A 25,375-nucleotide genomic window follows, 5' to 3' on the forward strand; every position below is an offset into this window, starting at 1 on the left:
CTCAGACAAACATGCGCGATATTAAATAGAACAGGCAGCAATACAGCGCGGTATTGAACAATGCAGGATGCCAGACGAAATCATAAATCCCGGTAGGGACCAGCACCTTGCGCACCAGCCAGAAGATCGCCAGTGATAAAAGAAGCTCGAAAAATATCGGTGGGAACGACAAACCGAACACCACGATAACGGGAAACAGACTCATGTTGACCTTGATTAAAGAGAGTGCAGGTTACTGGATTTTTAAGCTCGCGCCGCCGCAGGAGAGCAAGAATTGCCGGGCGAGAGTGGCGCAGCCGTTATGTAATTAATAATATATTAACGTAACTGTTATGCTGTTATCTATCATATGTGATCTAAATCACTTTTAAGCCAGAGTGAATAATGGAACGTCTAAAACGCATGTCCGTCTTTGCGAAAGTGGTTGAGCAAGGCTCTTTTACCGCCGCAGCACGTCAGCTACAAATGAGCGTCTCATCCATTAGCCAGACAGTGTCAAAACTGGAAGATGAGCTCCAGGTGAAGCTGCTCAACCGCAGCACCCGCAGCATTGGGCTGACGGAAGCGGGTAAAATTTACTATCAGGGCTGCCGTCGAATGCTGCATGAGGTGCAGGATGTTCACGAGCAGCTTTATGCCTTTAACAACACGCCTATCGGCACGCTGCGTATCGGTTGTTCTTCAACTATGGCACAAAATGTTCTCGCTGCCATGACGGCGGAAATGCTTAAAGAGTATCCCGGTTTAACCGTTAATCTGGTTACGGGCATTCCGGCACCGGACCTGATTGCCGATGGGTTAGACGTGGTGATCCGCGTTGGCGCGTTGCAGGACTCGAGCCTGTTCTCGCGTCGACTGGGCAGCATGCCGATGGTGGTCTGCGCTTCGAAAAGCTATCTGGCACAGTATGGCGTGCCGGAAAAACCTGCCGACCTGAGCAACCACTCGTGGCTGGAATACAGCGTTCGGCCAGATAACGAATTTGAACTGATCGCGCCGGAAGGGCTTTCCACTAAACTGCTGCCTGAAGGCCGCTTCGTCACCAACGATCCGATGACGATCTCCCGCTGGCTGGTCGCCGGGGCCGGGATCGCTTACGTGCCGCTGATGTGGGTGATCAATGAGATCAACAGCGGCGTACTGGAGATCCTCTTCCCGCGTTACCAGTCCGATCCGCGCCCGGTGTACGCGCTCTATACTGAAAAGGACAAGCTGCCGCTGAAGGTGCAGGTCTGTATTAACTATCTGACGGACTATTTTGTGGAAGTGGCGGAGCTGTTTCAGGGCATGCGAGGCAGAAGGAAGGAGTAATAAAGTAATCGCTATAATCATATCTGGCATGAATATTCCCCGGATGGCACTCACATTCATCCAGGAATATTTCCGCCCTCCTCTCAGGAATGGCTAATTGACACTCCCGCCACCCGCCATTTACCTTATAAGCAGTCTGAACATCAGACTGTTATATATTTGTTACCAATATGAATAATAAAATGTATTTCGCAGGATGACGTTAAACAAGGAAAAGAGATGAATATATTCGAACAAACACCGCCTTCACGCAGGCGCTATGGACTCGCCGCGTTCATCGGTTTAATTGCAGGGATCGTCTCCGCTTTTGTCAAATGGGGAGCCGAAGTGCCACTTCCGCCACGCAGTCCCACCGATTTATTCACCGGCGCATGCGGACCTGAGCAATTAATAAGAGCCGCAAGCCAGATTGACTGCTCCCGCAATTTTTTAAACCCTCCCTATGTATTTTTACGCGACTGGCTGGGCGTTGCTGATCCTAACGCAGCCGTTTATACATTTGCCGGACATATATTTAACTGGGTCGGTGTGACCCATATTATTTTCTCAATCGTCTTCGCTGTGGGGTATTGCGTTGTTGCGGAAGTCTTTCCGAAAATTAAACTCTGGCAGGGTTTGCTGGCGGGTGCGTTAGCCCAGCTTTTTGTGCATATGATCTCCTTCCCGCTGATGGGTCTGACGCCACCGCTGCTTGAGTTGCCGTGGTATGAACACGTGTCAGAGATCGTGGGGCATCTGGTCTGGTTCTGGTCGATCGAAATCATTCGTCGTGACTTGCGTAACCGCATTACTCACGAGCCTGATCCAGAGATACCGCTGGGTAACTTACGTTAAAAAAAAGGCGCTACATCTGTAGCGCCTTTTTTAAGCATCCTAAGATCAGGCCGTGCCGCCCACCGTCAGATTATCCACTTTCAGCGTAGGCTGACCGACGCCCACAGGCAGGCTCTGGCCCTCTTTGCCGCAAACGCCCACGCCGTTATCCAGTTTCAGGTCGTTACCGACCATGGAAATCTGCTGCATGGCCTCAATGCCGGAGCCAATCAGGGTTGCGCCCTTCACCGCTTTGGTCACTTTGCCCTTCTCAATCAGATACGCCTCTGAGGTAGAGAAGACAAATTTGCCGGAGGTGATATCCACCTGACCGCCGCCAAAGTTTGGCGCGAAGATACCGTAATCAACGGATTCGATAATCTCCTGCGGCGTGGACTGGCCCGGCAGCATGTAAGTGTTGGTCATGCGCGGCATCGGCAGATGTGCGTAGGATTCACGACGGCCGTTACCCGTCGGCGCAACGCCCATCAGGCGCGCGTTAAGCTTGTCCTGCATGTAGCCTTTCAGTACGCCGTTTTCGATCAGCACGTTGTACTGACCCGGCGTACCTTCATCGTCGATAGAAATCGAGCCGCGGCGGTCGAGCATGGTGCCATCATCCACCACGGTACAAAGCTCGGAGGAGACAAGCTGCCCCATCTGACCGCTGAATACGGACGTCCCGCGACGGTTGAAATCACCTTCCAGGCCGTGACCGACCGCTTCGTGCAGCAGCACGCCCGGCCAGCCTGCGCCCAGTACCACCGGCAACGTACCGGCGGGTGCAGCCACGGCAGACAGGTTGACCAGCGCCATGCGCACGGCTTCTTTTGCCCAAGCATCCGCGCGGGCTTCGCCGTCGACATCACCCAGGAACCAGTCATAACCAAAACGACCGCCGCCACCGCTGGAGCCGCGCTCGCGCTTGCCGTCGTCTTCAACCTGCACGCTGATAGAGAGACGCACCAGCGGGCGAACATCCGCCGCCAGGGTACCGTCCGTCGCCGCCACCAGGATCAGTTCATAAACACCGGTCAGGCTGGCAGAGACTTCCTGCACGCGTTTATCCGCCGCGCGAGCCACTTTGTCCACGCGACGAAGGATGTCCAGCTTCTCTTCGCGGCTCATGCTTTGCAGCGGGTCAATGCTGGTATAGAGCGCAGCGTGCTGCACTTCACCCAGCGTTTTCACCCGTCCGTCGCCCGTATCGCGCACAATGGTTCGCGCCGCCTGCGCGCTCTGCTCCAGCGCGGCCAGGCTTATCTGGTCTGCATAGGCAAAACCGGTTTTTTCGCCGCTGACGGCGCGCACGCCGACGCCCTGGTCAATGTTATAAGAGCCATCTTTAATGATGCTGTCTTCTAAAACCCAGGATTCGTGATAGCTCGACTGGAAATAGAGATCGCCGTAGTCGAGGCGGCGTTCGGTCAGTTGACCAAGAATGGAGAACAGGTCCTGATGGCTCAGGCCGTTCGCTGCGAGCAAATGTTCACTTACCAGGTTCAGACTCATCTATTGCTACTCGTTCGTTGCCGCCCGTGGCGGTATAAAGATCGTATTTATTGAGAGTGAGGCAATTACCTGCCCACGTCAAATCATTGCTGTGCTTCTTTGCGCGGCTGGCGCAGCACCTCATTAATCTGTGGTTTATCAACCGGCCCGGTAATGCGATAGCGCAGAATCGAGACTTTGCTCCAGAGCGGTCCCAGCACTTTACTGGCCGCAAACACCGCCGCCCCGACGATCGGATTGACCACAAAGGCTGCCGCAACGCCCACGCTTGCGGAAATCTCCGGCGCCACCACGGCTTCCATATCCAGCTCGCGGCGCACGAGATCCACTGACCCTTTCATCGCGATATCCGCTTCCAGGCCGTCCACCAGCGTGTCGTCGGTGTGCAGAACGCCATCTTTGATCCACGCCGTGCTGCGAATGGAATCGTAGTAGAAACCTTCGCTGAAGGTGTCGCTAAAGTCGAAGCGCAGCTTGCGCAGCAGCGCGTCAAAACTCAGCAGACGCAGGATCTGCCCGGCGCGCCCCGTGCTCACATCGGCAATCTCACCCTTACCGAAGTTGGTTTTCAGGATGCCGTTAAGCGAAGCTTCATCGGGTGTCCATGGCGCTGCGCGCCAGTGCAGATCGTAATTCACATCGAAGGACGATCCGCGAAGCGGCGTGCTAATGCCGAAGAAGTTAGCTGCGGCGTCCAGCTTGTTGCCTTTAATATCGCCTTTCAGCGAGGTGCGCTGTTCACCCGGTTTGTTCACCCATTCGCCAGCGGCAGTCATGCGGCCAAAGCCGGTATCCACCAGCCCACCAGAGAGGCTCAGCGTATTGCCCTGAATAGCAAAATCACCGTCGATACGGCCATATTTTTGCCCCCACAGCCAGCACTCCGCACAGCGCAACTGGAGATCGGGCCAGCCGCTGAAATCCACGCGCGACCTCCCACTGCCACTGACAGGAGAAGCGCTTGTCGACTCTGCTTTAGACGCCGTAAAGGTCGGATTGTAATAGAGGTAACGGATAGCCGCCTGCCATGGCGCGTGATCGCGCATGGTCAACGAACCGTTGATCTCACGCCCCTGCGCCTCGACCTTTGAGCCGTTTACCGTCGGCCGGGAGACAATACTCAGGTTGTTCCACTGCTGCCCGCCCAGCGTCAGCGCAGGCGTGCGCAAGGTAATGGACTGTGGGAACTGCGCCGTTTGGTCGACGTTTTGCCCGACACCTTTCTGGAACAGTGCCAGCCACTCTGCGCCATCCATCGGCGGGAGATTCAGTTCAACGCCCGCCAGCTCCGGCAGCGGCGGCGTGGTACGGCTGTCCGTCGTCCAGATCGCTCTGTCCAGCGTCAGCTTGCGGTTAAGCAGCCAGCGGCTGTTGAAGTGGTTTGTTCCACCAGCGTTTCCGGTTAAATCGAAGCTGTTAAGGTTGCCCGCAACCTTAACATTGACGGGCAATGCTTCACCGCTTTTCTTATTCAGCGGCGCGGGAAGTTGGCTGCTGAGGTTTTTCAGATCGCCCGTAATGTCGACGTTATAGCGCGCACCGGCATGATAAGGCAGGTCGATGGCGACCTTGCCATTCCATGACACCGCGCCGTCCACCGCATTCTCAATCGGCTTCGGCAGAACATCCATGCGTGACGGCTGCCAGTTCGCGTCCATATTGACCGCCACCTGGTAGGCTTTATCGCCCTCGGTGGTGGAGAAATCGATATTGACGGGTTGATTGAACCAGGTCGCTTTCAGCGGCTCACTTTTCAGCGTGCCGTTAACAAAGCTGAACTGACCGCTGAGGTTTTTCAGCGTGCTGTCCAGCGGCTTGATATAGAGGCTGTTGTTATTAAGGCTAACGTCGCCTTTGGCGGTGGTCATTTCACCGTCCAGCGGGATATCCAGATGTAAGCGAGCATTCACATCGCCATCTAACTGCAACTGCTGAAGGGTGGCTGCCAGGGAGTCATTCAGCGGCGTATCTTCAAAGTACGGGCCAACCGCTTTACCTGGCCCCTTAATATCCGCATCAATCAGCAGTTTCTCTTTGGAGTAATCCGGGATGTTTGCCGTCAGGTTGCTTGCCGTTACGCCGCCCAGCGCAACGCTGTCCGTCTTCATCCACAGGCCGTCATTCAGGAAGTTGAGTTCAATATCCAGATTCTTCAGCGCCGGCCAGTCCGGCTGGAAGGCATAGGTGGCGTTGCGTAGAGGCACCAGAACCTGGAACTGGCCTTCGTTGTGCTTATACGGGAACAGGTGCGGGTTGCCGCCGTAGACCAGCGTGGCGTTATCCGCCTGGCCGCCCTGAATAGCGCCGCTGAGATAGTCCACCAGCGCTTTCCCCATCAGGTTTTCCGGGAAGTAGCGCCACGCCTGCGAACCGTCATCCGTGCTGATGCCCGCCAGAATACCCAACCACGGCTCATCGCCTTCAGGCTGTAGATAACGGAAATTACCGCGGGCATGTACCGCTTTGGCTTTCACATCGATATCGCGGCCATCGAGCTGAAAACCTTTGTCATTCTTCAGCCAGTTGAGGGTGGCATTTCCCTTTTCGATCTCCAGTGGCGCACGGAAGACCGTTTCGTACGGCATTTTCGCGTCCTGCATTTCTGCCGTCAGCCTGCCGTTTTCCACGCTTCCTTCCAGTTTACCGCTGAAGTGCTCGGCACCCGGCAGCAGTTTCCACTGTTTCCATGCGAGATTTTTCCATGCCGCCTGAAAACGCGTCTTTTCCGTAGCCTGGAGCGGAATATCCAGCGCCAGCCGGTTTATCTGCCCGCTCGGCTGCGTCGCCAGCCAGATTTCGCCCAGCTCCGGGGAGAGTTTTGCGGCCATTGAACGCAGCCCTTCGATCGCCGTCAGATCCAGGTTACTGGCGCGGATACGCAGCTCGTCGCTGCGTTTACCGTTTATCCCGCCGACGTCCTGCTCCGGCATCCACGCCAGCGTCAGCGCGCCGCGCGGCCAGGGTTTGTTATCCATGGAGATGCGCGTATCCGGAATAGCGAACTGCCAGCCGCCTTTATCCTGCGTCACGTGTGCGGTGAGGTTATCGACGGAAAGTTGATGCTGATGGTTTTCCCCTTTCCAGCTCGCGCCCCCCTGCTTAAGCCAGATATCGCCGCTGGCGAACGTCCCGTTCGTCAGGGTCATCCAGCCTTCCAGGCTGAAGCGCGCGGTCTCCAGCTGCATGTTCTGCTGTAGCCACTCACCGAGCCATGGCTTCACGTCCACGTCGTCCGCCTGTAGCCACACCCTGCCGTTGTTCAGCAAGCCATTGTCGTCACGCAGATCCATCCGCACCTGCATAACGCCGTGCTGCCCGTTCAGGCTGGAGAGATTCACCTGCCCCTCGGCGCGGTGGCGATCTTTCCCGTTTAACCAGGTCAGCTGTGGGATCGCCAGCTCAGCGCGCTGGCCGGAAAGAGTAATAAAGCTCACTTCGCTGTCGCGCAGATCGAAATGATCGAACTGCCGCAGGAACAGATCGCTGATACGGCTGGTTTCCAGCCCCCGATCGCTGTCGCCGCTTCGCAGCGGCGTGTTAGTCATCAGCTGAAGTTGCCAGAAGGTGAGATCGCGAAACTGCCAGCGCAGATGCAGCAGGCTTTGCCAGATATCCAGCGCCAGGGTGACGCGTTTGATTTTGAGGTGGCCGCCATCTTTCAGGCCGGCGCTGATATCCCGGGCATCTAGCGTCGGGCCAAAGTTCTGCCAGCTTGCCTCGATATGACTCACGTCCACCGGCAGGCCGGTGGCGGATTCGATTTTTGCCAGGATCTGCGGACGCCAGCTGTCCAGATGCGGCAAGGCGAGACGCAGCCCGCTCACGAGCAACGCGACAATCACGACCAGCGTTGCCCCTGTAAGCAGTAAAATCCCCGGCAATCGCCTCACGCGTCTCTCCTTGTCAGCCTTAAATCTCGCAGCGAACTGCGTTTACATCATGACGACGTCAAACTGCTCCTGGTTATAGAGCGGCTCAATTTGTACTTTTACCTGTTTGCCGACAAAGATTTCCACTTCTGCCAGCGCGTGCGACTCTTCCCCTTTCAGGGCCTCCGCCACCGCAGGGGAAGCATAGACCAGAAAACGGTCTGAGTCGTAGGCATGATGGACACGGACAATCTCACGCATGATCTCGTAGCAGACCGTCTCCACCGTCTTTACCGTTCCGCGTCCATGGCAGGTTGGACACTCATTACACAGGACATGTTCCACGCTTTCGCGGGTCCGTTTCCGGGTCATTTCCACCAGACCGAGCTGCGAGAAGCCATTGATGCTGGTTTTCACGCGGTCCTTACTCAGCGCCTGCTCCAGTGAGTGCAGCACGCGACGGCGGTGATCTTCATTGTTCATATCGATAAAGTCGATGATGATAATGCCGCCGAGATTACGCAGGCGAAGCTGGCGCGCGATGGCCTGCGTCGCTTCTATGTTGGTGTTGAAGATGGTGTCATCGAGGTTGCGATGGCCGACAAACGCGCCGGTGTTGATGTCGACGGTGGTCATCGCTTCGGTTTGATCGATGATCAGATAGCCACCCGATTTCAGCTCAACCTTACGCTCCAGCGCACGCTGGATTTCGTTTTCAACGTCATAGAGGTCAAATATTGGCTGGCGTCCGGTGTAATGCTCCAGCAGACCCGGCATTTCCGGGATATACTCGGCGGTGAACTCCAGTAAGGCTTCGTACGTCAGACGGGAGTCCACGCGGATGCGGTCAAGCTGGGCGTCGGCGAAATCACGTAATACGCGCTGAGCGAGCGCCAGCTCACCGTACAGCCGGTAGCGGGTCTGGTTGCGTTTTTTACGCTCCATCACTTTGGTCCAGACGCGCTTCAGATAGGCCGCATCCGAGGCCAGATCTTCTTCGCTGATCCCTTCCGCCGCGGTACGGATAATAAACCCGCCCTGCTCGTCGCAGTAGGCGCTGACCACCTTTTTCAGGCGCTCACGCTCGCTTTCGCTCTCAATGCGCTGTGACACGCCGACGTGCGACGCCCCCGGCATAAAGACCAGATAGCGTGAAGGCAGGGTGATGTCGGTGGTCAGACGCGCGCCTTTGGTGCCAAGCGGATCTTTTACCACCTGTACCATCAGATCCTGGCCCTGACGCACCAGCTCAGAGATGTCGCGCACGGCAAATTGCTTTTGCTCTTCGCCTGCCACACATTCGGTGTGCGGCATGATATCGGAGGCATGTAAAAACGCCGCCTTATCGAGCCCAATATCTACAAAAGCCGCCTGCATACCCGGCAGGACACGACTGACACGACCTTTGTAGATATTGCCTACGATTCCGCGTCGCGCTTCACGCTCAATATGAATTTCCTGGAGAATGCCACCATCAATGTAGGCCACACGGGTTTCCGATGGCGTTACGTTTACCAACAATTCAGCCGTCATAATTATCCCTTCCCTCACGCAGTGAGTTAAAATTGCTCAGCAACTCATACGTTTCCACCAGCGGTAAGCCGACTACGGCGTGATAGCTGCCATTTATCTTCCTGACAAAACAGCCACCCAACCCTTGAATACCGTATGCACCTGCTTTATCCATAGGTTCACCGCTGGCGATATAGCCGGCGATCTCCTCGTCGGTGAGGACTCTGAACGTCACTTCCGTTACCACAAGGCAATCCAGAACGTACTGGCTATCAGCCAGCGCTACCGCCGTCATCACCTGATGGGTTTGTCCGGACATATTACGCAGCATCCGCGCCGCATGGTCTGCGTCGCGAGGTTTCTCAAGCACCTCACCATTGAGAATGACGATGGTATCCGCACCCAGCACCGGTAAGTCACGCGGCACGCATGCCACGCCCGCCTGCGCTTTTTCACGCGCCAGACGAGAGACATACTGCTGAGCGCTTTCACCCTCAGCGCGTTTTTCTTCGATACCGGTAACGATGCGTTCGAAGGAGACACCCAACTGCGCGAGCAGTTCCTGGCGACGCGGAGAACCGGAGGCAAGATACAAAGACGTCATAGAAACCTTTTATTGCACGGCAAACTGCTGACGAATTTTACGCATCAGCAGGAACAGCCACGGCCAGAGCACACCGTTTACTACACTACTCCAGAACACTTCCGGTCGGAAAGAGACGTTGATCACTAAAAACTCTGCCCAGAAAACAACGATATCCGCAGCGAGCGACAACAACATCACTACCAGCGCCTGTTGCCAGAGCGCAAGGTTACGAAAGAGCTGGAATTTGAGTGCGACGAGATACGCAATAATGCTCATGGATAAGGCGCGGACGCCAAGCGTAGAGCCACTGATAAGATCCAGTATGGCACCCATCACAAAACCTGTGCCGACATTTACGCGGTGCGGCAGGGCAAGGATCCAGTAGAGCAAAATGAGCAATACCCAGTTTGGCCGGAAAACAAGAATGTCGTCCGGCCAGGGCATAATTTGCAGCAACAGTGCAACGAGGAATGAGAGCCAGATTACCCAGCGCCCCTGGCTACGATAACTGGCCACTACTGCCCTCCACCCGAGACTTGCGGCGGTGGCGGCGCATCCGGCAGCGGCTGCGTTAACCCCGTCGCCGGAGCCGGTACGGGTGCAGGTGGTCCCATCGCATCCGGCGCAGGCAGCACCTGCGGCATCATCTGCATCAGGCGTTCGTTGGCCACGCGATGCACATCTTCCGGGGTCATCGGGTTAGCGCCGTTACGATCGGCGCCCCACAGCAGCAACAGGTAGCGCAAACGCTGCAAGCCGGCCGTTGGACGCGCCTGAATCACGGTGTAGGCACGCTGAGTGTCGAGCTTCACGGAAGAGACAACCGCAACCGGGTAGCCCTCAGGGAAACGACCGCCCAGACCGGACGTCACCAGCACGTCGCCCACGCGGATATCCGTGTTGGCAGGCAGGTGTTCCAGTTGCAGATCGTCCGTGCAGCCATTACCGGCGGCAATCACGCGAATATCGTTACGCAGCACCTGAATCGGCAATGCATGGGTGGCATCGCAAATCAGCAACACGCGGCTGGTCAGTTTGGCAACCGCCACAACCTGGCCCACGACGCCCTTATCGCTGATGACAGGCTGACCTTCGTATACGCCGTTCACGCTGCCTTTATCAATCACCACCTGATCGCTGTACGGATCGTTTACGGTGGAGATCACCTGGGTGACCATTTTCTGTTCATCCTGGCGCAGCGGCGAGCCAAGCAGTTCGCGCAGACGGGCGTTTTCCTGCTTATATTGCCCCAGCATCAGCAGCTCGCTATTTTTCAGCAGCAGTTCCTGGCGTAACGCACGGTTTTCGAGTTCGAGCTGGTCACGCGATGAGAGCGTTTGCGACACGGAGTCGAGCAGTTCACGGGGACCATTTGAAATAAAGTAGAAAGGACTGACGGCGGTATCCATGTACGTTCGGATCTGGCTGAACGTACCGAGGCGGCTATCGGCAATAATGACCCCGAGCGCAACCAGAACCGCCAGGATCAGGCGAAACTGTAGCGACGGGCCACGGCTAAAAATTGGCTTCATAGGCTATGCGTATTCTCGCGTCAGAGAGAAAGGGTAGCGAATTGCTACCCTCTCACACCCGACTACTCTTCGCTAAACAAGTCGCCGCCGTGCATGTCGATCATTTCCAGCGCCTTGCCACCACCACGGGCGACGCAAGTCAGTGGATCTTCTGCAACTACGACAGGAATACCTGTCTCTTCCATTAACAGGCGGTCGAGGTTACGCAGCAGCGCACCACCACCGGTCAGAACCATACCGCGCTCGGAGATATCGGAGGCCAGCTCTGGCGGGCACTGTTCCAGCGCAACCATCACCGCGCTCACGATGCCGGTCAGCGGCTCCTGCAACGCTTCCAGGATTTCGTTGGAGTTCAGGGTGAATCCGCGTGGCACGCCTTCCGCCAGGTTACGACCGCGAACTTCGATCTCGCGTACTTCATCACCCGGATAGGCAGAACCGATTTCATGCTTGATGCGCTCTGCGGTTGCTTCACCGATCAGAGAGCCGTAGTTACGGCGAACGTAATTGATGATGGCTTCGTCGAAACGGTCGCCGCCGATACGCACGGAAGAGGAGTAGACCACACCGTTCAGGGAGATAACGGCCACTTCAGTGGTACCGCCACCGATATCCACCACCATAGAACCGGTAGCTTCAGAAACCGGCAGACCCGCACCAATTGCCGCAGCCATCGGTTCTTCAATCAGGAACACTTCACGCGCACCTGCGCCCTGAGCGGATTCACGGATCGCACGACGTTCAACCTGGGTCGCGCCAACCGGCACACACACCAGCACGCGCGGGCTTGGGCGCATGAAGCTGTTGCTGTGAACCTGCTTGATGAAGTGCTGAAGCATTTTTTCGGTCACGAAGAAGTCAGCAATAACGCCGTCTTTCATAGGGCGGATCGCGGCGATGTTGCCCGGCGTACGGCCCAGCATCTGCTTCGCATCATGACCTACTGCGGCCACGCTTTTTGGCGAGCCGGCACGATCCTGACGAATGGCCACAACGGAAGGCTCATTCAATACGATGCCTTGTCCTTTTACATAAATAAGGGTATTCGCGGTACCCAGGTCAATGGACAGGTCATTGGAAAACATGCCACGAAATTTTTTCAACATACTAAGGGATAATCCTGAAAGCTGGGGCGGAAAACAAAATCCGCTTACTTTACCAACCACACGCAGCAGCGACAAGGCGCAAAAATCGTCTGCTACGGTGAAAATTAGTGCAGCACGTTTCCTTTGTTACAAATTCATCCCCTGAATCCCTCAGGGCTGAGTAAACAGCAGCGTCCCTCACTTTCACTTGTAACCCACTAAAGGTCGTTCACTGGCTTTTATGCTCGTCTTACTCAAAGCTACAGGCGCGATATTCTACGTGAAAACAAAGTAAACGGCAGGTCAAACAGAGTATCTTTGCAAATATTTTTTCACATTGGTGTCAAGCGGCTGAGAGGCGGCAAAAAAATCCCCCTGACCGCCCGTCACGCCGCGCTCTGTCAACATCTGCCATTCACTACGTGAACGTACGCCTGTGGCAAATACTTGCGTTTGCGTTCCTTTGCACGCTTCCACCAGGCTTTGTACCAGCAGCTGGTTTTCCGTGCGTTTTTCAATATTCCTTACCAGACCCGGATGCAGCTTCAATAATTCAACATCCAGCTCTTTGATCCAGCGGGTGCTCACCAGCGTCAAACCCGCCTGGGTTACCGCCACGCGAGCCCCAAGCGCATTGATTAAACGCACTACCGGGCGCAACCGGCTGATGTGTTGACCTACATCTGCCTCTGCAAGTTCAAAAATAATGCGTTTGCGTTGCGATTTTTCGCATTGCATTAACGTGTCACGTAACCAGCGCTGGAAACGCGGACGGATCAGCGATTCGACGGTCACCTGTAAAGCCAGATTTTCTTCAGGCCAGTACGATAAAAACGGAATGAGACGGGTGATTTGCTGACGGTCATACTCTTCGGACAATCCGAATTGCAACACCATGGGCAGATATTCCGCGGAGATAACCTCTTCAGTGCCATCAAAAATACGGCACATCAGCTCACGATGATGAACATGACCATTCTTCATGACCGCCGGTTTTTGATAGATGCGCGGTCCGCCCCGGCTCAGCATCTGTTCAATCAGGGTTCGCCAGCGCACGTTGCCGCGCCCTTTCTCCGGCAGCGTATCATCATAGACCGCCCAGCCGTTCGCCCCCTGCAATACGGCGTTACGCGTGGCCGCTTCCGCATGTTCCATCACCTGCTCCGTCGACTGACCGCCGCGCCAGGCACAGATGCCCATATGCACCATATCGTCTCTGTCGAGCATTTTGCTCTGGGGCAGCGCATCGACGGCTTTCAGCAGCTGACTGGCGATACTCTCGGACTCCTTTAAGGTGCGATGCGGCAGCAAGACGGCAAAGTCGCTGCGGTGGTAGCGTGCCAGTAACGCGCCGGGGTAGCGCATAATAAAGGTGGACAGCAGGTTAATCAGCGTGAAGAGGTTCTCTTCCGCCACGCGCTGGCCCCAGGTATCACGGAGCAGATCGAAGTCGGGCAGGCGAATCATCATTACCACGCCATGCGTACCCACCTTTTCGGGGTCATCAAGAAGCGTAGCCAGCTGATTATCAAAGAAGAGACGGTTGTTGAGGCCCGTTTTGTTATCCTGCGCGGCGTAAGAGCGAATCAACGTGTCCATACGGCTACGCTGATCGCTGGCAAACTGGATTTCAGAGAGCAGCACGTCCAGGGCGCTACTGGTGCGTGATGGCCATTCATAAACCGATCCCCGCACCTGCGGACCCCGTTCGCCATTCAGTATCCGCACGGAGCGTGTTTCCAGCAGTTCCTGGCCGGAAAGTTGACGACGCTGCCAGCGAACGGCGAGGAAAATCAGCAGTACGATAAAGGCAACGGCGATGGTTAAGGGCGCGGTGGTCATAAGCGAGCGTAAATAGTTGCTCATCGGATCCTGGTACATCAGATGAATTGTCATACCCGGATGTTTAAGTGAATTAACCGTGACGTCCCGATACTGATCTACCGTGCCGGCAGGACGATAGCTGCCCTGGCGGGTATGGCTGAAAACGGTCTGCTTCCCCTGTTTAATGTCGATCTGCACGATATCCACAGGCACCATTAACTCATCCAGCTCACGCGAAAGCGCCGGGAAGGAGGTTGCAATCAGGCGAGTGTCGATAACCGATGCAACCGATTCAACCCGGTTAACCAGCTTATCCTGGATGGCATTGTAAAAGCTCAGCGAGCAGCCGATTAGCGTGACAAATATGGTCAGCCCCGTCAGCAAGGTGATAAAAGCTGAGAACTTCGTCGTTAATCGCATCCTTGAGATTACTCCGTGGGTTGAAGGGGGGTGCAAGTGAGCACTAACTTGCATTTCAAATGCGGCATACTACCAAACCTGGCGTATCTGGCAATTTATTGCGTTAAATCGGCACTGCGTTTCATTGAGCGAGTATAGTCATCAGAACATATTTTCCCATCATCAAACCTAGTGAGGACCCAGTATGCAGGCTTTGATCTTAGAACAGCAGGACGGCAAAACCGTTGCCTCAGTGCAAGCCATCGAGGAGAGCCGCCTGCCGGAGGGCGACGTGACCGTAGATATCGACTGGTCCAGCCTGAACTATAAGGATGCACTGGCCATTACGGGAAAAGGTAAAATCATCCGAAATTTCCCGATGGTGCCAGGAATCGACTTTGCAGGCCGCGTACATACCAGTGAAGATCCACGTTTTCACGCCGGACAGCAGGTGCTGCTCACCGGCTGGGGCGTAGGTGAAAACCACTGGGGCGGACTGGCAGCGCAGGCGCGCGTAAAAGGTGACTGGCTGGTCCCGATGCCGAAAGGCCTGGACGGTCGTAAGGCGATGATCATCGGCACGGCAGGTTTCACCGCCATGCTGTGCGTGATGGCGCTGGAAGAGGCCGGGATCCGCCCTGACTCTGGCGAAATTGTCGTCACCGGCGCCAGCGGCGGCGTGGGCAGCACGGCCGTCACGCTGCTGCACAAGTTGGGGTATCAGGTCGCCGCTGTCTCAGGCCGCGAAAGTACGCATGATTATCTACGTCAATTGGGCGCAAGCCGCATTCTGAGCCGCGATGAATTCGCCGAGACCCGCCCGCTGGAAAAACAGGTCTGGGCTGGCGCAGTAGATACCGTCGGCGACAAAGTGCTGGCGAAGGTGCTGGCGCAAATGAATTACGGCGGCTGCGTGGCGGCCTGTGGTCTGGCGGGCGGTTTTGCCCTGCCGACGACGGTGATGCCATTTATTCTGCGTAATGTGCGTCTTCAGGGTGTCGATTCGGTCATGACCCCAGCCGAGCGGCGGGCTGAGGCCTGGGAACGTCTGGTGCAGGATCTGCCAGCCTCATTCTTTGACCAGAGCGCCACTGAGATTACCCTGAGCCAGGCGCCAGAGTTCGCCAATAAAATCATGGACAACCAGTTCCACGGTCGTGCGCTGGTTAAAATCGCCTAATCTTCAAATTTTCGTGACATATTCGCGCTAACCCTCCTCCTCCGTCATGCTTAGAAAAACGCCTGACGGAGGATGCCATGAAAACCCGAAAACTGACGGAAGCCGACGTAACGTCTGAATCTGTCTTTATGCTACAGCGCCGCCAGATCCTGAAAATGCTTGGCATCAGCGCCACCGCCCTGACGCTCACCCCTGCGGCCCATGCCGATCTGCTCGACTGGTTTAAGGGCAACGATCGCCCGAAAGCCCCCTCCGGCGCACCGCTTAACTTCACCAAACCGGCGCAGTGGCAGAATAAACTGGCGCTGACGCCGGAAGATAAAGTCACCGGCTATAACAACTTCTATGAGTTTGGTCTCGATAAGGCCGATCCTGCCGCCAACGCCGGGAGCATGAAAACCGATCCCTGGACGCTGAAGATAGATGGCGAGGTGGCAAAACCGCTGACGCTGGATCATCATGACCTCACCACCCGCTTCCCACTTGAAGAACGCATTTACCGTATGCGCTGTGTGGAAGCCTGGTCGATGGTGGTGCCGTGGGTAGGTTTCCCTTTGCACAAACTGCTGGCGCTGGTTGAGCCCACCAGCAACGCGAAGTATGTTTCCTTCCAGACGCGCTACGCCCCGGATGAGATGCCAGGCCAGAAGGATCGGTTTATCGGCGGCGGGCTGGAGTATCCCTACGTTGAAGGTTTACGTCTCGACGAAGCCATGCATCCGCTTACGCTGCTTACCGTTGGGGTTTACGGCAAAGCGCTGCCGCCGCAAAACGGGGCGCCCATTCGCCTGACCGTACCGTGGAAATATGGTTTCAAGGGCATCAAATCGATCGTCAGCATTAAGCTCACCCGTGAACGCCCCCCCACCACCTGGAACCTGGCAGCGCCTGACGAGTATGGTTTTTTTGCCAATGTTAACCCGCACGTTGACCATCCGCGCTGGTCGCAGGCGACGGAACGTTTTATCGGCTCCGGCGGCGCGCTGGATGTTAAACGCCAGCCAACGCTGCTGTTTAACGGCTATGCGGATGAGGTGGCATCCCTCTACCGTGGTCTGAACTTACGGGAGAACTTCTAAGTGCGTTTAACGGCAAAGCAGATAACCTGGCTGAAGGTACTCCTGCATTTAGCCGGATTGCTCCCCTTTATCTGGCTCTTCTGGGCAGCCAGCCAGGGACAGTTCAGTGCCGATCCGGCGAAAGATATTCAGCATTTTACGGGTCGGATGGCTCTGAAATTTTTGCTGGCGACCTTGCTCGTCTCACCGCTGGCGCGCTACGCTAAACAGCCATTATTGATACGCATCCGTCGGCTTTTAGGGCTATGGTGTTTTGCCTGGGCGACGCTGCATCTCACCAGCTACGCCCTGCTGGAACTGGGCATTAACAACCTGGCACTCCTTGGCAGCGAACTGGTGACGCGTCCCTATCTGACGCTGGGTATCGTAAGCTGGCTGGTTTTACTGGCGCTGACGCTGACATCCACGCAGTATGCGCAGCGAAAACTGGGTCGACGCTGGCAACTGCTGCACAACTTCGTCTATCTTGTCGCGATCCTCGCCCCTATTCATTACCTGTGGTCGGTGAAGATTTTATCCCCTCAGCCGGTCATCTACGCCCTGCTGGCCCTGGCCCTTTTAGCGTGGCGTTACAAGAAGTTCCGCCAGTGGTTGCGATAGTTCACGAAACTGTGCGTTTTCCCGCAGATTATTTATCAACCGCGAATCTTTTTCGGATAGCGGTTGATAATCTTCCCTGATAAGACCAGTATTTAGCTGCCAAATGCTACGAAATCGTTATAATGTGCGACTTCGGTTTTCCGGACAGGGGTTTTAGGCCTCTGAAAGGGTGACAATTGCGCTTTGAGGGTATATGTTGTTTTTTACCCGAAAATCGCAGGAGATAGCGGCACAATGGCTGACAAATTCCAAATTTTAGTATTGAACGGTCCGAACCTGAACATGCTCGGCACCCGTGAGCCAGAGAAGTACGGCACGCTGACATTGAGCGAAATTGTTAACCGTCTGAGTACGGAAGCAGCCTCGCTGAATGTGGATTTGGACCATTTTCAGTCAAACGCGGAGTACGCAATCATCGACCGTATTCATCAGGCTAAAGACACTGTGGACTATATCCTGATCAATCCGGCCGCGTTTACGCACACCAGTGTTGCTATACGCGACGCACTGCTCGCGGTGAGTATCCCGTTTATCGAGATCCACCTGAGTAACGTGCACGCCCGAGAGCCGTTCCGCCACCATTCCTACCTGTCAGATATCGCCGCTGGCGTGATTTGTGGGCTGGGTGCAGACGGCTATTCATACGCTTTACAGACAGCGGTAAAACGCTTGTCACAATCACACTAAACAAGAGTACGGAACCCACTCATGGATATTCGTAAGATTAAAAAACTGATCGAGCTGGTTGAAGAATCAGGCATCTCCGAACTGGAAATTTCTGAAGGCGAAGAGTCTGTACGCATCAGCCGTGCAGCCCCGGCCGCTAGCTTCCCGGTAATGCAGCAAGCTTACGCTGCGCCAGTGCAGCAGCCTGCGCTCTCCGCAGCCGTTGCGCCAGTGGCAGCAGAAGCGGCACCTGCGGCTGCAACAGAAATCAGTGGTCACATCGTACGTTCCCCAATGGTTGGTACTTTCTACCGCACCCCGAGCCCGGACGCGAAGGCGTTCATCGAAGTGGGTCAGAAAGTCAACGTAGGCGATACCCTGTGCATCGTTGAAGCCATGAAAATGATGAACCAGATCGAAGCAGACAAATCAGGTACTGTGAAAGCGATCCTGGTCGAAAGTGGTCAGCCGGTAGAATTTGACGAGCCGCTGGTCGTCATCGAGTAACGAGGCGAACATGCTGGATAAAATTGTTATCGCCAACCGTGGCGAGATTGCACTGCGTATTCTTCGTGCCTGTAAAGAACTGGGCATCAAGACCGTGGCCGTGCACTCAAGCGCGGATCGCGATTTAAAACACGTATTGCTGGCGGATGAGACGGTCTGTATCGGTCCGGCTCCGTCCGTAAAAAGCTATCTGAACATCCCGGCGATCATCAGCGCCGCCGAAATCACTGGCGCGGTCGCGATTCACCCGGGTTATGGTTTCCTCTCTGAGAACGCCAACTTTGCTGAGCAGGTTGAACGCTCTGGCTTTATCTTCATTGGCCCGAAAGCCGACACCATTCGCCTGATGGGTGACAAAGTGTCTGCCATCACCGCGATGAAAAAAGCCGGCGTGCCAACCGTACCGGGCTCTGACGGCCCGCTGACCGACGATATGGATGCTAACCGCGCCCATGCTAAACGCATTGGTTACCCGGTGATCATCAAAGCGTCCGGCGGCGGCGGCGGTCGCGGTATGCGCGTTGTACGCAGCGATGCTGAACTGGCGCAGTCCATCTCCATGACCAAAGCGGAAGCGAAAGCGGCTTTCAGCAATGACATGGTGTACATGGAAAAATACCTGGAAAACCCACGCCACATCGAAATTCAGGTGCTGGCTGACGGTCAGGGTAACGCGATCTATCTGGCAGAACGTGACTGCTCCATGCAGCGTCGTCACCAGAAAGTGGTCGAAGAAGCGCCAGCGCCGGGCATTACGCCTGAACTGCGTCGCTACATCGGCGAGCGTTGCGCTAAAGCGTGTGTCGATATCGGCTATCGCGGGGCGGGTACCTTTGAGTTCCTGTTCGAAAACGGCGAGTTCTACTTCATCGAGATGAACACCCGTATTCAGGTTGAACACCCGGTTACCGAAATGATCACCGGCGTTGACCTGATCAAAGAACAGCTGCGTATCGCAGCCGGTCAGCCGCTGTCCATCAAACAGGAAGAAGTTGTGGTTAAAGGCCATGCGGTAGAGTGCCGTATCAACGCCGAAGACCCGAACACCTTCCTGCCAAGCCCGGGTAAAATCACGCGTTTCCACGCGCCGGGTGGCTTTGGTGTGCGCTGGGAGTCCCATATCTACGCCGGTTACACCGTACCGCCGTATTATGACTCAATGATCGGTAAGCTGATCTGCTACGGCGAAAACCGTGACGTGGCCATTGCCCGCATGAAGAACGCCCTTCAGGAGCTGATCATCGACGGGATCAAAACCAACGTTGATCTCCAGATGCGCATTATGAGCGACGAGCACTTCCAGAATGGTGGGACTAACATCCACTACCTGGAGAAAAAACTCGGTCTGAACGAGAAGTAAGAGACCAGTGTTGCTAAAAGGCCGGATTATCCGGCCTTTTTTATTTCTGGGGATCGCTAAGCCCCATCATGTACAATCCCCGCTTTCTTCATCCACAAGGGACAAAAAATGGACAAACGTTTTGTTCAGGCCCATAAAGAAGCGCGCTGGGCGCTGTGGCTGACCCTTCTCTATCTCGCCTCGTGGTTAGTAACTGCTTACTTACCTGATTCGGCGATTGGCATTACCGGCCTCCCGCACTGGTTTGAAATGGCCTGCCTGCTGCTGCCGCTGGTGTTTATCCTGCTGTGCTGGGCGATGGTGAAATTCATCTATCGCGATATTTCACTGGAGGACGATGATGCAGCTTGAAGTCATTCTGCCCCTTATCGCTTACCTGTTCCTGGTGTTTGGCCTGTCGGTTTATGCGATGCGTAAACGTTCGACCGGCACCTTTCTGAACGAGTATTTCCTCGGGAGCCGCTCAATGGGTGGCGTCGTGCTGGCCATGACGCTGACCGCCACGTACATCAGCGCCAGCTCGTTTATCGGTGGCCCCGGCGCCGCTTATAAGTACGGGCTGGGCTGGGTACTGCTGGCCATGATCCAGCTGCCTGCCATCTGGCTCTCTCTGGGCATACTGGGTAAAAAGTTTGCCATTCTGGCCCGTCGCTACAATGCCGTAACGCTGAACGATATGCTGTTTGCCCGCTATCAGAGTCGCTTGCTGGTATGGCTGGCAAGCCTGAGCCTGCTGGTGGCGTTTATTGGCGCAATGACGGTGCAGTTTATCGGCGGGGCGCGACTGCTGGAGACGGCAGCCGGGATCCCCTATGAGACGGGCCTGGTCATTTTCGGTGTGAGTATCGCGCTGTATACCGCATTTGGCGGGTTCCGCGCCAGCGTACTCAACGACACGATGCAGGGGATGGTGATGCTCATTGGCACCCTCGTTCTGCTGGTGGGTATCGTGCATGCCGCAGGGGGCCTGAGCCATGCGGTTGAAACCCTGGAAGCGATCGATCCGAAACTGGTCTCACCGCAGGGGGCGGATGACATCCTCTCTCCAACCTTTATGACCTCGTTCTGGGTACTGGTGTGCTTTGGCGTGATTGGCCTGCCGCATACCGCCGTGCGCTGCATCTCATATAAAGACAGCAAAGCGGTGCACCGCGGGATCATTATCGGGACAATTGTGGTGGCGATCCTGATGTTCGGTATGCACCTGGCGGGTGCGCTGGGACGCGCGGTGATCCCTGACCTTACCGTACCGGATCTGGTCATTCCAACCCTGATGGTGAAAGTGCTTCCGCCGTTTGCCGCCGGGATTTTCCTCGCCGCACCCATGGCGGCCATTATGTCGACCATCAACGCTCAGTTGCTGCAAAGTTCCGCTACGATCATTAAAGATCTCTATCTGAATTTGCGCCCTGAACAGGTCGAAAATGAGCGACGCCTCAAGCGCATGTCGGCGGTGATTACCCTGGTGCTGGGGGCGTTGCTGCTGCTGGCCGCGTGGCGTCCACCGGAGATGATCATCTGGTTGAACCTGCTCGCCTTTGGTGGGCTGGAGGCCGTTTTCCTGTGGCCGCTGGTGCTGGGGCTCTACTGGGAACGCGCGAATGCCGCGGGTGCATTAAGCGGCATGATTGTCGGGGGCGTCCTGTATGCTGTTCTCGCCACGTTTAAAATTCAGTATCTGGGCTTCCATCCGATCGTGCCTTCGTTACTGTTAAGTTTACTGGCGTTTGTGGTGGGAAACCGTTTTGGTCGACCGGTGCCACAAACTGTCCTGATTTCTACTGACAAATAAAGAGTTTTGCCATGCCGTGGATCCAATTAAAACTGAACACAACCGGCGCGAACGCCGAAGAACTGAGTGATGCGCTGATGGAGGCCGGTTCGGTCTCGATCACCTTCCAGGACACGCATGACACGCCGGTCTTTGAGCCGCTGCCGGGCGAAACGCGCCTGTGGGGCGATACGGACGTTATCGGCCTGTTCGATGCAGAAACCGACATGAAAGAGGTCGTGGCGATTCTGGAAAACCATCCGCTGCTGGGCGTAGGTTTCGCGCATAAAATTGAACAGCTGGAAGACAAAGACTGGGAACGCGAGTGGATGGACAACTTCCATCCGATGCAGTTTGGTCAGCGTCTGTGGATCTGCCCAAGCTGGCGTGAAGTTCCCGATAAAAACGCCGTCAACGTGATGCTGGATCCGGGTCTGGCGTTCGGCACCGGCACCCACCCGACAACCTCCCTGTGCCTGCAATGGCTGGATGGCCTGGATCTGGAAGGCAAAACCGTGATCGACTTCGGCTGCGGATCCGGGATCCTTGCTATCGCGGCGCTGAAACTGGGCGCCGCCAAAGCCATCGGGATCGACATCGATCCGCAGGCGATTCAGGCCAGCCGTGATAACGCCGAGCGTAATGGCGTTTCCGATCGCCTTGAACTGTATCTGCCCGATGCACAGCCAGAGGCGATGAAAGCCGATGTGGTGGTCGCGAATATCCTGGCTGGCCCGTTACGCGAGCTGTCGCCGTTAATCAGCGTGCTGCCGGTTGAAGGCGGTCTGCTGGGCCTGTCCGGTATCCTTGCCAGCCAGGCAGACAGCGTCTGTGAAGCCTACGCCGATCTCTTCGCGCTCGACCCGGTGGTCGAGAAAGAAGAGTGGTGTCGCATCACCGGTCGTAAAAAATAAGCGTTTGGCGTGGTCGTCTGACCACGCCTTTTCCCTTCGGTTTTTTCTCCCGCCTTCTTCCTTTCTTCGATAAAATAACCGCACAAATCATAATGTTACTCATTGATTTGGATAATAAAATTCACAGGAAGAATATGATGAAACACATTTCAGGCAAGGCAGCGCTGCTGGCGCTGAGCATGATTTCGGCTACGGCTTACGCATCACACTGGAGTTATCAGGGAGAAGGCGCACCGGAACACTGGGGCGAACTGGACGAGGCGTACAAGACGTGTAAAAGCGGAATGTATCAGTCGCCGGTCAACATAGATAACACGGTCAAAGCCCACATCTCTCCGCTGGAAACGCACTATATCGACGGCCCGGTCATTCTGACAAACAACGGCCATACTATCCAGGCAAGTGAAAATGCCGATACACGCGACAGCATCACGCTTGATAAACAGCGCTGGACGTTACAGCAGTTCCATTTCCATGCGCCATCCGAAAACACGGTGCACGGTAAAAAATACGCAATGGAAATGCATCTGGTCCATAAAAACGCTGACGGCGAACTGACGGTCGTTGCCGTTATGTTCGATCAGGGCGCGGCAAACACTGAACTGGATAAACTCTGGGGCGTGATGCCTGGACAGGTTGACCAGAACGTCACGATTAAGCCAACCCTCGATATGAATAAATTACTGCCCACGGATAAAACCTACTGGCGTTTTAGCGGCTCTCTGACCACGCCACCGTGTTCAGAAGGGGTGACATGGCTGGTGCTCAAGCACCCGCTGACCGTCTCTGCTGAACAGCTGCAAAAATTCACTCACACCATGCACCATGAAAACAGCCGCCCGGTTCAACCGCTTCATGGCCGTCTGGTTGTTGAATAAGTCGATTTTTTTACGCTGATATCCTGTGCTGAAATGCGACGCAGATCGCAAAGAAGCGCCATAATCTGCTGCTTATAGCAGCAGATTATCCCGGACAATTGATTCATTTATTCAGAAATGATGAGAAGTTACGGGAAATTGTAAGCGCCCACAAAATGTTCATTTATTCATAACACAATGATTTAAATAGCGAATAATCTTATCCAAAAAGAATGACTGGCGATTCCTTGATCTACAACAGAGGATTGTTCAAAGTTTGGCCTTTCATCTCGTGCAAAAAATGCGTAATATACGCCGCCTTGCAGTCACAGTATGGTCATTTCTTAACTCATGCGCATCGGACACCACCAGCTCAGAAATCGCCTGATCGCAGCCCCAATGGCAGGTATTACCGACCGGCCGTTCAGGACGCTGTGTTATGAGATGGGAGCAGGCCTGACCGTTTCCGAGATGATGTCGTCTAACCCGCAGGTTTGGGAAAGCGATAAGTCCCGCCTACGGATGGTGCACATTGATGAACCAGGTATCCGCACCGTGCAAATTGCCGGAAGCGTGCCTGAAGAGATGGCAGATGCCGCGCGTATTAACGTGGAAAGTGGCGCCCAGATTATTGATATCAATATGGGTTGCCCGGCCAAAAAGGTGAATCGCAAGCTTGCAGGTTCAGCCCTTCTGCAATACCCCGACCAGGTGAAGTCAATCCTGACGGCGGTTGTCAGCGCAGTGGACGTTCCTGTTACGTTGAAGATTCGCACGGGTTGGTCGCCGGAACACCGTAACTGCGTAGAGATTGCCCAACTGGCCGAAGACTGTGGCATTCAGGCCCTGACCATTCATGGACGCACTCGCGCCTGTTTGTTCAACGGTGAAGCTGAATACGACAGCATTCGGGCAGTTAAGCAGAAAGTTTCCATTCCGGTTATCGCGAATGGCGACATTACTGACCCGCTTAAAGCCAGAGCTGTGCTCGACTATACGGGAGCTGATGCTCTGATGATAGGACGTGCCGCTCAGGGAAGACCCTGGATCTTTCGGGAAATCCAGCATTATCTGGACACTGGGGAGCTGCTTGCCCCACTGCCTCTGGCAGAGGTCAAGCGCTTGCTTTGTTCGCATGTTCGGGAACTGCATGACCACTACGGCCAGGCAAAAGGGTACCGAATTGCGCGTAAACACGTCTCCTGGTATCTCCAGGAGCACGCTCCAAATGACCAGTTTCGGCGCACATTCAACGCCATTGAGGATGCCAGCGAACAGCTGGAGGCGTTGGAGGCATACTTCGAAAATCTTGCGTAATGAAATAAAGAGCTGACAGAACTATGTTCGAACAACGCGTAAATTCTGACGTACTGACCGTTTCTACCGTTAACTCTCAGGATCAGGTGACTCAAAAGCCCCTGCGTGACTCGGTTAAACAGGCACTGAAGAACTATTTTGCTCAACTGAACGGTCAGGATGTTAATGACCTGTATGAGCTGGTACTGGCTGAAGTTGAACAGCCACTGTTGGACATGGTGATGCAATACACCCGTGGTAATCAAACCCGCGCTGCCCTGATGATGGGCATCAACCGTGGTACCCTGCGTAAGAAACTGAAAAAATACGGCATGAACTAATTTCGATTAGCTAACTGCTTGTTTAAAAAGGCGCTCTTCGGCATGGGGAAGCGCCTTTTTTATCGTCCGGACGGGCAACCGTCAATGCTTTGTAAACCTTCTCTTTCCCCACTTTTCAACGCCCGCTTTTCGTGTATATTTCCAGCAACTTACAGGCTCTCTTTTCACGGAATGACACATGATTCGTAAATACTGGTGGCTGGTCGTTTTTGCTGTCTCTGTTTTCATTTTTGATGCGCTGCTGATGCAGTGGATTGAACTGATGAGCACCGAAACCGATAAATGTCGCAATATGAATTCCGTGAACCCGCTTAAACTGGTCAACTGCTCAGAGCTGGACTAACCGCTTCCATCCTGTCCC

At 55.1% G+C, this 25,375-nt stretch carries 24 protein-coding genes; 15 read left to right on the forward strand and 9 right to left on the reverse strand.

Going from position 1 to position 25,375, the window contains the following annotated elements; genetic code table 11:
- Position 1 precedes the first annotated feature (1 nt).
- Positions 2–205: a p-hydroxybenzoic acid efflux pump operon protein AaeX gene (aaeX, locus tag RS584_RS20800; RefSeq protein ID WP_003860416.1), complete on the reverse strand. Its 204-nt coding sequence runs from the start codon at positions 203–205 to the stop codon at positions 2–4.
- 179 nt (positions 206–384) lie between these two features.
- Here aaeX and aaeR point away from each other — a divergent pair, with 179 nt between their 5' ends.
- Together aaeR and RS584_RS20810 are read left to right on the forward strand one after the other, a co-directional pair.
- On the forward strand, positions 385–1,311 hold the full coding sequence (gene aaeR / locus RS584_RS20805) for an HTH-type transcriptional activator AaeR (protein WP_003860415.1): 927 nt from the start codon (positions 385–387) through the stop codon (positions 1,309–1,311).
- A 219-nt stretch (positions 1,312–1,530) separates the two neighbouring features.
- A complete protein-coding gene (locus RS584_RS20810; protein WP_017382711.1) occupies positions 1,531–2,145 on the forward strand; it encodes a YagU family protein in 615 nt (204 codons plus the stop codon).
- 45 nt (positions 2,146–2,190) lie between these two features.
- On the opposite strand, the gene tldD is transcribed toward RS584_RS20810, so the two are convergent.
- The 8 genes from tldD to csrD form a co-directional block, all read right to left on the reverse strand.
- A complete protein-coding gene (tldD, locus tag RS584_RS20815) occupies positions 2,191–3,636 on the reverse strand; it encodes a metalloprotease TldD (RefSeq protein WP_017382710.1) in 1,446 nt (481 codons plus the stop codon).
- Between the two features lie 83 nt (positions 3,637–3,719).
- Complete coding sequence (yhdP, locus tag RS584_RS20820) at positions 3,720–7,526, reverse strand: AsmA2 domain-containing protein YhdP (protein WP_315748578.1); 3,807 nt, start codon at positions 7,524–7,526, stop codon at positions 3,720–3,722.
- A 42-nt stretch (positions 7,527–7,568) separates the two neighbouring features.
- Positions 7,569–9,038 carry a ribonuclease G gene (gene rng / locus RS584_RS20825; RefSeq protein ID WP_003860405.1) on the reverse strand — a complete coding sequence of 490 codons (1,470 nt, stop codon included), beginning with the start codon at positions 9,036–9,038 and terminating at the stop codon, positions 7,569–7,571.
- A complete protein-coding gene (locus RS584_RS20830; protein ID WP_003860403.1) occupies positions 9,028–9,621 on the reverse strand; it encodes a Maf family protein in 594 nt (197 codons plus the stop codon). The genes rng and RS584_RS20830 overlap by 11 nt, the downstream gene beginning before the upstream one ends.
- A 9-nt stretch (positions 9,622–9,630) precedes the next feature.
- Entirely contained in the window at positions 9,631–10,119 is a 489-nt protein-coding gene (gene mreD, locus RS584_RS20835; protein WP_003860402.1) for a rod shape-determining protein MreD, read from the reverse strand.
- Entirely contained in the window at positions 10,119–11,135 is a 1,017-nt protein-coding gene (gene mreC / locus RS584_RS20840) for a rod shape-determining protein MreC (RefSeq protein ID WP_003860400.1), read from the reverse strand. Before mreC ends, mreD begins: the two co-directional genes overlap by 1 nt.
- A gap of 62 nt (positions 11,136–11,197) precedes the next feature.
- Positions 11,198–12,241 (reverse strand): rod shape-determining protein MreB, encoded by a 1,044-nt coding sequence (mreB, locus tag RS584_RS20845; protein WP_000913396.1) that lies wholly within the window; start codon positions 12,239–12,241, stop codon positions 11,198–11,200.
- Positions 12,242–12,523: 282 nt separating this feature from the next.
- Positions 12,524–14,464 (reverse strand): RNase E specificity factor CsrD, encoded by a 1,941-nt coding sequence (gene csrD, locus RS584_RS20850; RefSeq protein WP_032669091.1) that lies wholly within the window; start codon positions 14,462–14,464, stop codon positions 12,524–12,526.
- Between the two features lie 184 nt (positions 14,465–14,648).
- Between csrD and RS584_RS20855 the strand changes: the two genes are divergently transcribed.
- From RS584_RS20855 to RS584_RS20915, 13 genes are all read left to right on the forward strand, one after another.
- Complete coding sequence (locus RS584_RS20855) at positions 14,649–15,623, forward strand: MDR family oxidoreductase (RefSeq protein ID WP_015572015.1); 975 nt, start codon at positions 14,649–14,651, stop codon at positions 15,621–15,623.
- Positions 15,624–15,700: 77 nt separating this feature from the next.
- The gene (gene msrP / locus RS584_RS20860; RefSeq protein ID WP_015572016.1) at positions 15,701–16,702 is read left to right on the forward strand and encodes a protein-methionine-sulfoxide reductase catalytic subunit MsrP; all 1,002 of its coding nucleotides are present in this window, start codon (positions 15,701–15,703) and stop codon (positions 16,700–16,702) included.
- A complete protein-coding gene (msrQ, locus tag RS584_RS20865) occupies positions 16,703–17,302 on the forward strand; it encodes a protein-methionine-sulfoxide reductase heme-binding subunit MsrQ (RefSeq protein WP_315748581.1) in 600 nt (199 codons plus the stop codon).
- A 234-nt stretch (positions 17,303–17,536) separates the two neighbouring features.
- Complete coding sequence (gene aroQ / locus RS584_RS20870) at positions 17,537–17,989, forward strand: type II 3-dehydroquinate dehydratase (RefSeq protein ID WP_003860391.1); 453 nt, start codon at positions 17,537–17,539, stop codon at positions 17,987–17,989.
- A gap of 21 nt (positions 17,990–18,010) precedes the next feature.
- On the forward strand, positions 18,011–18,475 hold the full coding sequence (gene accB, locus RS584_RS20875) for an acetyl-CoA carboxylase biotin carboxyl carrier protein (protein WP_015572018.1): 465 nt from the start codon (positions 18,011–18,013) through the stop codon (positions 18,473–18,475).
- Positions 18,476–18,485: 10 nt separating this feature from the next.
- The gene (gene accC, locus RS584_RS20880; protein WP_003860388.1) at positions 18,486–19,835 is read left to right on the forward strand and encodes an acetyl-CoA carboxylase biotin carboxylase subunit; all 1,350 of its coding nucleotides are present in this window, start codon (positions 18,486–18,488) and stop codon (positions 19,833–19,835) included.
- A 108-nt stretch (positions 19,836–19,943) separates the two neighbouring features.
- Positions 19,944–20,186 carry a YhdT family protein gene (locus RS584_RS20885; RefSeq protein WP_163313122.1) on the forward strand — a complete coding sequence of 81 codons (243 nt, stop codon included), beginning with the start codon at positions 19,944–19,946 and terminating at the stop codon, positions 20,184–20,186.
- Positions 20,176–21,627 carry a sodium/pantothenate symporter gene (gene panF, locus RS584_RS20890; RefSeq protein ID WP_032669089.1) on the forward strand — a complete coding sequence of 484 codons (1,452 nt, stop codon included), beginning with the start codon at positions 20,176–20,178 and terminating at the stop codon, positions 21,625–21,627. Before RS584_RS20885 ends, panF begins: the two co-directional genes overlap by 11 nt.
- A gap of 11 nt (positions 21,628–21,638) precedes the next feature.
- Positions 21,639–22,520, forward strand: coding sequence for a 50S ribosomal protein L11 methyltransferase (prmA, locus tag RS584_RS20895; RefSeq protein WP_133983269.1), 882 nt, complete (start codon positions 21,639–21,641; stop codon positions 22,518–22,520).
- Positions 22,521–22,657: 137 nt separating this feature from the next.
- A complete protein-coding gene (locus RS584_RS20900; protein WP_017382702.1) occupies positions 22,658–23,398 on the forward strand; it encodes a carbonic anhydrase in 741 nt (246 codons plus the stop codon).
- A 330-nt stretch (positions 23,399–23,728) separates the two neighbouring features.
- On the forward strand, positions 23,729–24,694 hold the full coding sequence (gene dusB, locus RS584_RS20905; RefSeq protein WP_015572023.1) for a tRNA dihydrouridine synthase DusB: 966 nt from the start codon (positions 23,729–23,731) through the stop codon (positions 24,692–24,694).
- 23 nt (positions 24,695–24,717) lie between these two features.
- Positions 24,718–25,014, forward strand: coding sequence for a DNA-binding transcriptional regulator Fis (fis, locus tag RS584_RS20910; RefSeq protein WP_000462905.1), 297 nt, complete (start codon positions 24,718–24,720; stop codon positions 25,012–25,014).
- 178 nt (positions 25,015–25,192) lie between these two features.
- Positions 25,193–25,357, forward strand: a complete 165-nt coding sequence (locus RS584_RS20915; protein WP_003860373.1) for a DUF2556 family protein — start codon at positions 25,193–25,195, stop codon at positions 25,355–25,357.
- The last annotated feature ends 18 nt before the right edge of the window (positions 25,358–25,375 follow it).

The sequence above is a fragment of the Enterobacter sp. DTU_2021_1002640_1_SI_PRY_ASU_LCPMC_013 genome, from assembly GCF_032389435.1.
Classification (GTDB): Bacteria; Pseudomonadota; Gammaproteobacteria; order Enterobacterales; family Enterobacteriaceae; genus Enterobacter; species Enterobacter hormaechei_C.